This is a genomic window from Pseudomonas bharatica CSV86 (genome assembly GCF_000319305.2).
GTDB lineage: Bacteria > Pseudomonadota > Gammaproteobacteria > Pseudomonadales > Pseudomonadaceae > Aquipseudomonas > Aquipseudomonas bharatica.
Genome location: NZ_AMWJ02000002.1, coordinates 1,038,697 through 1,051,139, shown reverse-complemented (window position 1 = coordinate 1,051,139; position 12,443 = coordinate 1,038,697). Strand labels below are relative to the sequence as shown.

Annotated in this window: 13 protein-coding genes, 1 tRNA gene and 1 pseudogene; all 15 read left to right on the top strand. The window is 61.7% G+C overall.

What is annotated here, in order from left to right; translation table 11 throughout:
• Window positions 1-83: 83 nt before the first annotated feature.
• The 15 genes and pseudogenes from aspS to CSV86_RS18570 all read left to right on the top strand — a co-directional run bounded on the left by aspS (window position 84) and on the right by CSV86_RS18570 (window position 12,205).
• Complete coding sequence (gene aspS / locus CSV86_RS18640) at window positions 84-1,859, top strand: aspartate--tRNA ligase (RefSeq protein WP_037061084.1); 1,776 nt, start codon at window positions 84-86, stop codon at window positions 1,857-1,859.
• 121 nt (window positions 1,860-1,980) lie between these two features.
• Window positions 1,981-2,727 (top strand): YebC/PmpR family DNA-binding transcriptional regulator, encoded by a 747-nt coding sequence (locus tag CSV86_RS18635; RefSeq protein WP_009402115.1) that lies wholly within the window; start codon window positions 1,981-1,983, stop codon window positions 2,725-2,727.
• Between the two features lie 80 nt (window positions 2,728-2,807).
• Window positions 2,808-3,332: a crossover junction endodeoxyribonuclease RuvC gene (ruvC, locus tag CSV86_RS18630; protein WP_009402113.1), complete on the top strand. Its 525-nt coding sequence runs from the start codon at window positions 2,808-2,810 to the stop codon at window positions 3,330-3,332.
• 66 nt (window positions 3,333-3,398) lie between these two features.
• Window positions 3,399-4,007 (top strand): Holliday junction branch migration protein RuvA, encoded by a 609-nt coding sequence (ruvA, locus tag CSV86_RS18625; RefSeq protein ID WP_009402111.1) that lies wholly within the window; start codon window positions 3,399-3,401, stop codon window positions 4,005-4,007.
• Window positions 4,008-5,059 (top strand): annotated as a pseudogene (gene ruvB, locus CSV86_RS18620) (Holliday junction branch migration DNA helicase RuvB). It abuts the gene before it with no gap.
• 124 nt (window positions 5,060-5,183) lie between these two features.
• Complete coding sequence (gene ybgC, locus CSV86_RS18615) at window positions 5,184-5,639, top strand: tol-pal system-associated acyl-CoA thioesterase (protein WP_009402107.1); 456 nt, start codon at window positions 5,184-5,186, stop codon at window positions 5,637-5,639.
• Window positions 5,640-5,641: 2 nt separating this feature from the next.
• Complete coding sequence (tolQ, locus tag CSV86_RS18610) at window positions 5,642-6,337, top strand: protein TolQ (RefSeq protein ID WP_009402105.1); 696 nt, start codon at window positions 5,642-5,644, stop codon at window positions 6,335-6,337.
• 14 nt (window positions 6,338-6,351) lie between these two features.
• Window positions 6,352-6,804, top strand: coding sequence for a protein TolR (gene tolR, locus CSV86_RS18605; RefSeq protein ID WP_009402103.1), 453 nt, complete (start codon window positions 6,352-6,354; stop codon window positions 6,802-6,804).
• A complete protein-coding gene (gene tolA, locus CSV86_RS18600; RefSeq protein ID WP_009402101.1) occupies window positions 6,804-7,892 on the top strand; it encodes a cell envelope integrity protein TolA in 1,089 nt (362 codons plus the stop codon). Before tolR ends, tolA begins: the two co-directional genes overlap by 1 nt.
• A gap of 47 nt (window positions 7,893-7,939) precedes the next feature.
• On the top strand, window positions 7,940-9,190 hold the full coding sequence (gene tolB / locus CSV86_RS18595) for a Tol-Pal system beta propeller repeat protein TolB (RefSeq protein ID WP_205346411.1): 1,251 nt from the start codon (window positions 7,940-7,942) through the stop codon (window positions 9,188-9,190).
• A 52-nt stretch (window positions 9,191-9,242) separates the two neighbouring features.
• A complete protein-coding gene (pal, locus tag CSV86_RS18590; RefSeq protein WP_003178634.1) occupies window positions 9,243-9,740 on the top strand; it encodes a peptidoglycan-associated lipoprotein Pal in 498 nt (165 codons plus the stop codon).
• Window positions 9,741-9,746: 6 nt separating this feature from the next.
• Window positions 9,747-10,574, top strand: a complete 828-nt coding sequence (gene ybgF / locus CSV86_RS18585) for a tol-pal system protein YbgF (protein WP_037061050.1) — start codon at window positions 9,747-9,749, stop codon at window positions 10,572-10,574.
• 157 nt (window positions 10,575-10,731) lie between these two features.
• On the top strand, window positions 10,732-11,379 hold the full coding sequence (queE, locus tag CSV86_RS18580; protein WP_009402076.1) for a 7-carboxy-7-deazaguanine synthase QueE: 648 nt from the start codon (window positions 10,732-10,734) through the stop codon (window positions 11,377-11,379).
• A gap of 14 nt (window positions 11,380-11,393) precedes the next feature.
• On the top strand, window positions 11,394-12,068 hold the full coding sequence (gene queC / locus CSV86_RS18575; protein WP_009402074.1) for a 7-cyano-7-deazaguanine synthase QueC: 675 nt from the start codon (window positions 11,394-11,396) through the stop codon (window positions 12,066-12,068).
• 61 nt (window positions 12,069-12,129) lie between these two features.
• Window positions 12,130-12,205 (top strand) — tRNA-Lys (locus CSV86_RS18570).
• Window positions 12,206-12,443 lie beyond the last annotated feature (238 nt).

The following is a 12,443-nucleotide window of genomic DNA, read 5'->3' as shown; positions in this document are numbered from 1 at the left end:
CTTTGCGGCCGCCAGGGCCCGTACCCATCGTACTAGCCCGGGCCTGAACGAATTCACGAATGACGAGAAGCGAAACCACCATCATGATGCGCAGCCACTATTGCGGCCAACTGAACGAGAGCCTGGACGGTCAGGAAATCACCCTTTGCGGCTGGGTTCATCGTCGTCGCGACCACGGCGGGGTGATCTTCCTCGATATCCGCGATCGCGAAGGCATGGCCCAGGTCGTGTTCGATCCTGATCGCGCCGACAGCTTCGCCGCCGCCGATCGCGTGCGCAGCGAGTATGTGGTGAAGATCACCGGCCGCGTGCGCCTGCGTCCTGCCGGCGCGGTCAACCCGAACATGGCGTCGGGCGCCATCGAAGTGCTGGGCTACGACCTTGAAGTGCTGAACGAAGCGGAAACCCCGCCGTTCCCGCTGAACGAATACTCCGACGTCGGCGAGGAAACCCGCCTGCGCTATCGCTTCATCGACTTGCGTCGTCCGGAGATGGCCGAGAAACTGCGCCTGCGTTCGCGCATCACTTCGAGCATCCGCCGGTTCCTCGACGAGAACGGTTTCCTCGACGTCGAAACGCCGATCCTTACCCGCGCCACGCCGGAAGGTGCACGCGACTACCTGGTGCCGAGCCGTACCCACGCCGGCAGCTTCTTCGCCCTGCCGCAATCGCCGCAGCTGTTCAAGCAGTTGCTGATGGTCGCCGGCTTCGACCGTTACTACCAGATCGCCAAGTGCTTCCGTGACGAAGACCTGCGTGCCGACCGCCAGCCCGAGTTCACCCAGATCGACATCGAGACCAGCTTCCTCGATGAGTCCGAGATCATGGGCCTGACCGAAAGCATGATCCGCAAGCTGTTCAAGGAAGTCCTGGACCTGGAATTCGGCGAATTCCCGCACATGACCTTCGAGGAAGCCCAGCGCCGCTACGGTTCCGACAAGCCTGACCTGCGTATCCCGCTGGAACTGGTCGATGTCGCCGACCAGTTGAAGGATGTCGATTTCAAGGTGTTCGCCGGCCCGGCCAACGATCCGAAGTGCCGCGTTACCGCCCTGCGCCTGCCGGGCGGCGCGAGCATGCCGCGCAGCAAGATCGACGAGTACACCCGGTTCGTCGGCATCTACGGTGCCAAGGGCCTGGCCTACATCAAGGTCAACGAGCGCGCCAAGGGCGTCGAAGGCCTGCAGTCGCCGATCGTCAAGAACATTCCCGAGGCCAACCTGAACGTGATCCTGGATCGCGTCGGCGCGGTCGATGGCGACATCGTTTTCTTCGGCGCCGACAAGACCAAGATCGTCAGCGAGGCCCTGGGCGCGCTGCGTATCAAGCTGGGTGCCGACTTCAACCTGTACACCTGCGAGTGGGCGCCGATGTGGGTCGTCGACTTCCCGATGTTCGAGGAAAACGAAGACGGCAGTTTCACCGCGCTGCACCACCCGTTCACCGCACCGAAGTGCACTCCGGAAGAGCTGGAAGCCAACCCGGCTACCGCGCTGTCCCGCGCTTACGACATGGTGCTGAACGGTACCGAGCTGGGTGGCGGTTCGATCCGTATCCATCGCAAGGAAATGCAACAGGCGGTATTCCGCCTGCTGGGTATCGAGGCGGCGGAACAGGAAGAGAAATTCGGCTTCCTGCTCGACGCCCTGAAGTTCGGTGCACCGCCACACGGTGGCCTGGCCTTCGGTCTGGACCGCCTGGTCATGTTGATGACCGGCGCCCAGTCGATCCGTGAAGTGATCGCCTTCCCGAAAACCCAGAGCGCTGCCTGCGTCATGACCCAGGCCCCGGGCCTGGTCGATGCCAAGGCGCTGCGCGAGCTGCACATTCGCCTGCGTGAGCAGCAGAAGGCCGAGTAAGCCGGTCTGAAAGGCGCATCCCACGGGATGCGTCTTCGCTTTAAGGCACCCCGATTCAGTCGTGTCTTCCGCATCGGCGGTAAGGCACTTGATTTTGTTTCAAGGATTTTTGGAGTCAGTTATGGCGGGTCATTCCAAGTGGGCGAACATCAAGCACCGCAAAGAGCGCCAGGATGCCAAGAGAGGCAAGATCTTCACCAAATGGATTCGTGAGCTGACCGTCGCTGCCAAGCAGGGCGGTGGCGACCCTGCGTCCAACCCGCGTCTGCGCCTGGCGCTGGACAAGGCGCTGGGTGCGAACATGAGCCGCGACATCATCGACCGTGCCATCGCCCGTGGCGCCGGCACTGCCGAAGCGGACAACGTCGAGGAACTGAGCTACGAGGGCTACGGCCCGGGCGGCGTGGCGATCATGGTCGAGGCCATGACCGACAACCGCAACCGGACCGCAGCGGCCGTGCGTCATGCCTTCAGCAAGTGCGGCGGTAATCTCGGTACCGACGGCTCCGTCGCCTACCTGTTCGAACGCAAGGGGCAGATCAGCTTCGGCGAAGGCGTCGATGAAGACGCCCTGATGGAAGCGGCAATGGAAGCCGACGCCGATGACGTGGTCAGCAATGGCGACGGCTCCTTCGATGTGTTCACCTCGTTCGCCAGCTTCTATGCCGTGCGCAGCGCCCTGGAAGCCGCGGGCTTCAAGGCCTCTGACGCGGAAATCGTGATGCAGCCGACCACCAGCGCCGAGCTGGACCTGGACGGTGCGCAGAAGGTACTGAAGCTGATCGACATGCTGGAAGACCTGGACGACGTGCAAAACGTCTATTCCAATGCTGAAATTCCTGACGAGATCATGGAACAGCTCGGCTAAGGTTTTTCTGCATTGTCCGAGGCCGGTCCCGCCCTGGAGGCGGGGCCGGCTTTTTGTATGTGCAACACGGCGCAGGTGCAATGACTCTGATTCTTGGTATCGACCCCGGCTCGCGGATAACCGGTTACGGTGTGGTTCGCCATACCGGACGCGGCTGCGAGTACGTGGCGTCGGGATGTATCCGCACGGGCAGCGGCGAGCTGCATGAGCGCCTGCAAATCGTGTTTCGTGGCGTGAGCGAGATCATCCGTCAGCATGGTCCGGTAACCATGGGCATCGAGCGGGTGTTCATGGCCCGCAACGCCGACTCTGCGCTCAAGCTCGGCCAGGCCCGGGGCGCGGCCATAGTCGCGGCGGCCGAGGCCGGGCTGGAAATTGCCGAATACACGGCCAGCCAGGTCAAGCAGGCAGTGGCTGGCAGTGGCGGCGCGAACAAGGAGGCGGTGCAGATGATGGTCATGCATCTGCTCAAGCTGACGCAGAAGCCACAGATCGATGCCTCGGACGCCCTGGCCATCGCCCTGTGTCACGCCCATACCCGTTCCAGCCTGGTACCGCATGGCCTGGGTGTGGCGCGCAGTCGCAACGGACGGCTGCGTCTCTGATAGCATCCCTGCTTTATATAGAAGCGCTGCCGGTTGACCGCGGCGCTCACGAGAAAGGATCCGAGCGTGATTGGACGTTTGCGCGGCACCTTGGCTGAAAAGCAGCCGCCGCACCTGATTGTCGATATCAATGGCCTCGGCTACGAGCTGGAAGTGCCGATGACGACCCTCTATCGCCTGCCGAAGGTGGGGGAAACCGTAACCTTGCACACGCACCTGATCGTGCGCGAGGATGCCCACCTGCTTTATGGCTTCTTTGAAAAGCGCGAGCGGGAGCTGTTCCGCGAATTGATCCGGCTCAATGGCGTCGGTCCCAAGCTGGCCCTGGCGCTGATGTCCGGCCTGGATGTCGATGAACTGGTGCGCTGTGTCCAGGCGCAGGATGCGTCGGCCTTGGTCAAGGTGCCGGGAGTCGGCAAGAAAACCGCCGAGCGTCTGCTGGTCGAGCTGAAGGATCGCTTCAAGGCCTGGGAGACGGTGCCGAGCATGTTCCAGCTGGTGCCGAATGGTCCTGCGCCACTGGCGACCGTATCCAGCGCCGAAGCCGACGCGGTCAGCGCCCTGATTTCCCTGGGCTACAAACCCCAGGAGGCCAGCCGCGCGGTGGCCGCCGTGGATGCCAAGGGCCTGAGCAGCGAAGAGCTGATCCGGCGCAGCCTGAAAGGGATGATTTAAGTGATCGAAGCCGACCGTTTGATAACCGCCACCGGGCGCGACCGGGAAGAAGTCCAGGACCGGGCGATACGCCCGCTGCGCCTGGCCGAATACATCGGCCAGCCGGTGGTGCGCGAGCAGATGGCGCTGTTCATCCAGGCCGCGCGCAACCGTAGCGAATCTCTCGACCACACCCTGATCTTCGGCCCGCCGGGGTTGGGCAAGACCACCCTGGCCAATATCATCGCCCAGGAAATGGGCGTGTCGATCAAGAGCACGTCGGGGCCCATCCTGGAGCGTCCGGGCGACCTGGCCGCGCTGCTGACCAATCTCGAACCGCACGACGTGCTGTTCATCGACGAGATCCATCGCCTGTCGCCGGTGGTCGAGGAAGTGCTGTATCCAGCCATGGAAGACTTCCAGCTGGACATCATGATCGGCGAAGGGCCTGCGGCGCGCTCGATCAAGCTCGACCTGCCGCCATTCACCCTGGTCGGCGCTACCACCCGTGCCGGGATGCTGACCAATCCGCTGCGTGACCGATTCGGTATCGTCCAGCGTCTTGAGTTCTACAGCAACGCCGACCTGGCCACCATCGTCAGCCGTTCCGGCGGTATTCTCGGGCTGCCCATCGAGGAAGAGGGCGCCTTCGAAATTGCCCGCCGTGCCCGTGGAACGCCGCGGATCGCCAACCGTTTGTTGCGCAGGGTGCGCGATTACGCCGAAGTGCGCGGCAAGGGCGAGATCACCAAGGGCGTGGCGGATATGGCGCTGAACCTGCTGGATGTCGACGAGCGTGGCTTCGATCATCAGGACCGCCGCCTGTTGCTGACCATGATCGAGAAGTTCGATGGCGGCCCGGTAGGCGTGGACAGCCTGGCGGCGGCGATCAGCGAGGAGCGTCACACCATCGAGGATGTGCTGGAGCCCTATCTGATCCAGCAGGGCTACATCATGCGTACGCCCCGGGGCGGGTGGTGACCCGTCATGCCTATCTGCACTTCGGGCTGAACATTCCGAAACAGTTGGGTGAAGCATCCGGTAGCGATTTTTCTGATTCGGATGATGCGTGACAGATTTATCTTGCGGATTTGTGGTCCTAATCGCCGACTGGCCATGACGGCGCTAGCAATACGACATGATCCGCAAAAACAGTTGGTTGGGCGGATTGGCAAGCTGAGGAGTTAGCACTAGAGTATGCGCGCGCAAAATGGGGTCGAGCCGTTCGCACATCGCTGTCGCGTTTATTACGAGGACACCGATGCGGGCGGCGTGGTGTATTACGTCAATTATCTGAAATTCATGGAGCGCGCCCGCACCGAAAGGCTGCGCGACCTGGGCTTTGCCCAGTCGCAACTGGCGCAGCAGAACACCTTGTTCGTGGTTCACTCCAGCGAAGCGCGCTACCACGCGCCGGCACGACTGGACGACGAATTGCGGGTGACCGCGCAAGTGCTTGAATTGAACCGTGCCAGCCTGCGCTTCGTGCAGCAGGTCTGGCGCGAAAGTGATGCAACGCTGCTCTGCGAAGGGCAGTTCCTGGTGGCCTGTGTGCGCGCCGATACCTTCAAACCCCGGGCTATTCCCCCCGAACTGCGAGCGGCCTTCGTCGAGGCGGGCAGTCCGGGCATTCATTCAAACGCAGGAGATTAAGCGTGGAAGCTAACGTCGTCGACCATACCTCCATGTGGAGCCTGGTCAGCAATGCCAGCATCGTGGTGCAGCTGGTCATGCTGGCACTGGTTGCCGCATCGGTGACTTCATGGATCATGATTTTTCAGCGCAGCACCATGCTGCGCGCCGGTCGTCGTGCCCTGGACAGCTTCGAAGAGCGCTTCTGGTCGGGTATCGACCTGTCCAAGCTGTATCGCCAGGCAGGGAGCAATCCCGATCCGGATTCCGGGGTAGAGCAGGTCTTCCGGGCCGGCTTCAAGGAGTTTTCCCGTCTGCGCCAGCAGCCGGGCGTCGATCCTGACGCGGTGATGGAAGGCGTCGGTCGTGCCATGCGCGTGGCCATCTCCCGCGAGGAAGAAAAACTCGAGCAGAGCCTGCCGTTCCTCGCCACCGTCGGCTCCACCAGCCCGTACATCGGCCTGTTCGGTACCGTCTGGGGCATCATGAACTCCTTCCGTGGCCTGGCCTCGGCACAACAGGCCACCCTGGCCACCGTTGCCCCGGGCATCGCCGAAGCGTTGATCGCCACCGCGATCGGCCTGTTCGCCGCGATTCCGGCGGTTATCGCCTACAACCGTTTCTCTGCCCGCAGTGAAGTGCTGATCGGTCGCTACTACACGTTCGCCGACGAGTTCCAGGCCATCCTGCACCGCAAAGTGCACACCAGCGAAGAGTGATCAGGTAGACACCCATGGCCCGAGTTCGCCAGAAACGCAAGCCGGTCGCCGAGATGAACGTGGTGCCCTACATCGATGTGATGTTGGTACTGCTGGTCATCTTCATGGTCACCGCACCCATGCTCAACCAGGGCGTGAAGGTCGATCTGCCCAAGGTTTCCAGCGAAGCCTTGCCGCAGGACAACAACGTCCAGGTCCTGACCATTTCGATCAAGGCCGACAAGACCTACTACTGGAACCTTGGCAGCGAAGTCGACACCGACAAGCAGATGGACAAGGCCATGACCTTGCCGCAAATGACCGACGCGGTGACCAAGATCATCGCCGCCGGCCGTGATCAGGGCAAACAGACCCAGGTCTTCATCCGTGGCGACAAGGCTGTCGACTATGGTGCGGTAATGGGCGCCATGGGCGGGTTGCAGAAGGCCGGTGTCGGTAACGTTGGCCTGATTACCGAGGCGCCCTGATGCAACAGCGAGAGCCATCCGCCTCGGAAAGCTACTTCTGGCCCAGTATCTGGGCCATCGCGCTGCACGTCCTGGTGTTCGGCATGCTGTTCGTCAGCTTCGCCATGACCCCTGAACTGCCGCCGTCCAAGCCTATCGTCCAGGCTACCCTGTACCAGCTGAAGTCCAAGAGTCAGGCCACTACCCAGACCAATCAGAAGATTGCCGGGGAAGCGAAGAAGACCGCTTCGCGCCAGACCGAAGAAGAACAGATGGAGCAGAAGAAGGTCGAGCAGCAGAAACAGGAGGCTGTGAAGGCCGCGGAACAAAAGAAAGAAGAGGCGGCTCAAAAGGCCGAGGAAGCGCGCGCGGCTGCAGAAGCGAAGAAGGCCGAGCAGGCCAAGGCTGCTGACGAGGCGAAGAAGGCCGAGGCGGCGAAGAAAGCCGAGGAAGCCAAGAAGGCCGAAGAGAAGCAGCTCGCCGATATTGCCAAGAAGAAGGCCGAGGACGAAGCCAAGAAAAAGGCTGAAGAAGAGGCGAAGAAGCAAGCGGCTGAAGAGGCCAAGAAAAAAGCAGCCGAGGACGCCAAGAAGAAGGCCGCCGAGGACGCGAAGAAAAAAGCGGCCGCCGCTGAAGAAGCGAAGAAGAAGGCAGCCGAGGAAGCGAAGAAGAAAGCAGCAGCCGACGCGGCCAAGAAAAAGGCCACCGAGGCAGCCCGCAAGGCGGCGGAAGACAAGAAAGCCCAGGCCCTGGCCGAGCTGCTGTCCGACACCACCGAGCGCCAGCAGGCACTGGCGGACGAGCAGGGCGACCAGGTCGCCGGCGACTTCGACGACCTGATCCGGGCACGGGCAGCCGAAGGCTGGGCGCGACCACCTTCTGCGCGCAAGAACATGACAGTGGTCCTGCAGATCAACATGTTGCCCGATGGCACCATCACCAACGTCAGCGTCGCACGCTCCAGTGGTGACGGTCCGTTCGACAGCTCCGCCGTGGCGGCTGTCAAGAACATCGGGCGCCTGACCGAAATGCAGGGTTTGAAACCGAGCGAATTCAATCCGTATCGTTCATTCAAGATGACATTCACACCTGAGGACCTAGCCTTGTGATTAACCTTCTTAGAGGACTGCTGGTCGTTCTCTGCTGTGCAGCAGGGATGGCCAACGCAGAAGAAAAGAACATCCTGGTGACCAGCGGCAGCGACCGGGCCACCCCGATCGCCGTAGTGCCTTTCGGTCTGCAGGGCGGCAGCGTCCTGCCCGAGGACATGGCCGACATCATCGGCAATGACCTGCGCAACTCGGGTTACTACTCGCCGATTCCGCGACAGAACATGATCAGCCAGCCGAGCCAGGCCAGCGAAGTCATCTTCCGCGACTGGAAAGCGCTGGGTGCGCAGTACGTGATGGTCGGCAGCATCGTGCCGGCGGGCGGTCGCCTGCAGGTGCAGTACGCGCTGTTCAACGTTGCCACCGAGCAGCAAGTGCTGACCGGCAGCGTGTCGGGCACCGTCGACCAGTTGCGCGACATGTCCCACTACATCGCCGACCAGTCGTTCGAGAAACTCACCGGCATCAAGGGCGCATTCTCGACCCGCATGCTCTACGTGACGGCCGAGCGTTTCTCCGCCAACAGCACCCGCTACACCCTTCAGCGCTCCGACTACGACGGCGCTCGTGCAGTGACCCTGCTGCAATCCCGCGAGCCGATCCTGTCGCCGCGCTTCGCGCCGGATGGCAAGCGCATCGCCTATGTGTCCTTCGAGCAGCGTCGCCCGCGCATTTTCGTGCAGCACATCGATACCGGCCGCCGCGAGCAGATCACCAACTTCGAAGGCCTGAACGGTGCTCCGGCCTGGTCGCCTGATGGCAACCGCCTGGCGTTCGTGCTGTCGCGCGACGGCAACCCGGAGATCTACGTGATGGACATGGGCTCGCGGCAGCTGACCCGTGTGACCAACAACCCGGCCATCGACACCGAGCCTTTCTTCGGCAAGGACGGTTCGACCCTGTACTTCACTTCGGACCGTGGCGGCAAGCCGCAGATCTACAAGACCACCATCGGCAGCGGCGGCGCCGAGCGCGTGACTTTCGTCGGCAACTACAACGCCAACCCGAAACTTTCGGCGGATGAAAAGACTCTGGTGATGATCCACCGCCAGGACGGTTTCACCAACTTCAAAGTGGCTGCACAAGACCTGCAGCGCGGCAGTGTAAAGATCCTCACGGATACCAACCTTGATGAGTCTCCCACTGTTGCGCCAAACGGCACCATGCTAATCTACGCCACCCGCCAGCAGGGCCGGGGAGTCTTGATGCTCGTCTCTCTCAATGGACGCGTGAGGCTCCCGCTTCCTACCGCTCAAGGCGAAGTCAGAGAACCGTCCTGGTCCCCTTACCTGAACTGATGCGGCGATATACGTTTTACTTAACACACTGGGGTTCATTAGGAGTTTCACGATGGAAATGCTGAAGTTTGGTAAGTTTGCTGCGCTGGCTCTGGCCATGGCCGTAGCTGTAGGTTGCTCCTCGAAAGGCGGTGACAACGCTGGCGAAGGCGCTGTTGATCCAAACGCTGGCTACGGCGCAAACACCGGTGCCGTCGACGGCAGCCTGAGCGAAGAAGCTGCTCTGCGCGCAATCACCACCTTCTACTTCGAATACGACAGCTCGGACCTGAAGCCAGAAGCCATGCGCGCCCTGGACGTTCACGCCAAGGACCTGAAAGCCAACGGCGCTCGCGTCGTCCTGGAAGGCAACACCGACGAGCGCGGTACTCGCGAGTACAACATGGCTCTGGGCGAGCGTCGTGCCAAGGCCGTTCAGCGCTACCTGGTGCTGCAAGGCGTTTCCCCAGCCCAGCTGGAACTGGTTTCCTACGGCGAAGAGCGTCCAGTTGCCACCGGCAACGACGAGCAGTCCTGGGCTCAAAACCGTCGCGTCGAACTGCGTAAGTAATTCGATATGCGAGCGTGCCGTCGTGCTGTAACCGTCCTGGCTCTCGCCCTGCCTCTCGTGGCAGCGGCCGAGGTTCCTGTTGTCGATGACAATGCTGGTGGATATAACGGCGCAAGCAGTTATCCGCCGGCAGGTTACGGTACGAACGGCGCCTACGCCGGGGGAGGGGTTTCGACCCCTGCCTCGGCGCAGGGCCAGCTTTTCATGCAGTTGCAACAAATGCAGGAACAGATCGATCGGCAGCAGAACACCATCGAGATCCTGCAGAATGAAGTATCCCGCCTGAAACAGGAGGGCCTGGAGCGTTACCAGGACCTGGATCGGCGTATCTCCAGCGGCGCGGCTCCGGCTCCGTCTGCAACCTCCGAGAATTCCGCTGACGGTGGCGCGACTGCGCCGGCCGCCGGCAACACTGCGGCAGCGGCCAACCAGCCGGCCGCAAGCAGCGAACCGGGTGATCCGGCGAAGGAAAAGCTGTACTACGATGCAGCGTTCGACCTGATCAAGGCCAAGGATTTCGACAAGGCCGCCCAGGCGTTCAATGCCTTCCTGCGCAAGTACCCGAACAGCCAGTACGCCGGCAACGCCCAGTATTGGCTGGGTGAAGTGAACCTGGCCAAAGGCGACCTGCAAGGCGCAGGCCAGGCCTTCGCCAAGGTCAGCCAGCTATATCCGAAGCACAACAAGGTGCCGGACTCGCTGTACAAGCTGGCCGACGTGGAGCGCCGTCTCGGTCATACCGATCGGGTCAAGGGCATCCTCCAGCAGGTGGTGACCCAGTATCCTGGTACTTCGGCTGCCCAGCTCGCCCAACGCGACCTGCAGAAGCTCTGAATCACAGCGTTTGAAAGAAACCCGCGCCTGTCGCGGGTTTTTTCGTTAGAATCTGCCCCCTTTTATTGAAACGCTGCCGCGAATAACGCTATGTCGAGTTCGCGGCGGTGCCTGACGGAGGCGGACAGCCTGTTCAGCTGTCCAGCCCGTGGCGACTATGCAAGACACATTACGCATCACCGAAGTCTTTTACTCTTTGCAGGGTGAAACGCGCACCGCTGGGCTGCCCACGGTATTCGTGCGTCTCACCGGCTGTCCGCTGCGCTGCCAGTACTGCGACAGCGCCTACGCCTTCAGTGGCGGCACTCTTCGCACCCTCGACTCGCTGCTGGAGCAGGTCGCCAGCTATCGCCCGCGCTACGTGTGTGTAACGGGTGGCGAGCCACTGGCCCAGCCGAACGTCATTCCCCTGCTGAAGCAGCTGTGTGACGCCGGCTACGAGGTCTCCCTGGAAACCAGTGGTTCGATGGATATCTCCGCCGTCGATGAGCGGGTCAGTCGCGTGGTGGACCTGAAGACCCCTGGTTCCGCCGAAGTCCACCGCAACCGCTACGAGAACATCGAACTGCTGACCGCCAACGACCAGGTCAAGTTCGTGCTCTGCTCGCGGGAGGACTACGACTGGGCGGTGTCCAAGCTGACCCAGTACGGGCTCGACAAGCGTGCCGGCGAAGTCCTGTTCTCGCCCAGCCACCATGAACTGAACGTCACTGATCTGGCTGACTGGATCGTCGCCGACAACCTGCCGGTTCGCTTGCAGATGCAGTTGCACAAACTGCTCTGGAACGATGAGCCGGGACGCTGAGAGGAGCTTCTGCAATGACTGAGAAACGTGCGGTAATTCTGCTGTCCGGCGGGCTGGATTCGGCCACTGTGGTTGCCATGGCAAAGGCCGAGGGCTACCAGTGCTACACCATGAGCTTCGATTACGGCCAGCGCCACCGCGCCGAGCTGGATGCCGCCGCCCGGGTCGCCCGTGACCTGGGTGTCGTGGAGCATAAGGTGATTGGCTTGAATCTGAATGGCATCGGCGGCTCGGCCCTGACCGACAGCAGCATCGACGTCCCCGAGGCTCCTAGTGAAGGCATTCCGGTAACCTACGTGCCGGCGCGCAACACGGTGTTCCTCTCCCTGGCCCTGGGCTGGGCCGAAGTATTGCAGGCACGCGACATCTTCATCGGTGTCAACGCCGTGGATTATTCCGGCTACCCTGACTGCCGTCCCGAGTTCGTCGAAGCCTTCGAGCGCATGGCCAACCTGGCGACCAAGGCCGGCGTGGAAGGGCAGGGCTTCCGCATCCAGGCACCGCTGCAGAACCTCAGCAAGGCACAGATCGTCCAGGCGGGCATCGCGCGTGGAGTGGACTACAGCCTCACCGTTTCCTGCTATCAGGCGGACGATGACGGACGAGCCTGCGGCAAGTGCGACAGCTGCCGCCTGCGTGCCGAAGGCTTCGCAGCGGCCGGTATTCAGGACCCGACGCGATATTTTTGAATTATTTTGCGATGGGGTGTTGATTTCCCGTTAGAAATCAGTATTATACGCGCCATCCAACGGGTCGTTAGCTCAGTTGGTAGAGCAGTTGGCTTTTAACCAATTGGTCGTAGGTTCGAATCCTACACGACCCACCATTTTCACAGCGGTTCGTGAGTACTAGAGAGGGGGGCTTGCCAGCCATTGTCTAGTCTTGCAGCCGTCTGGAGCGAACCTTAGGCGCGCTTCAGCGTGATGTCAATATGGAATAGCCCGCGGCCGCACCGGTCTGCGGGCTTTTTCGTTTAGCTTTCCCAACACACCCACTAGCTGGACTGGCATGCTGCTCGCCCGTAGTGAAACGGGACAATCTCTTAAAGCACATCCGCTCAGTTG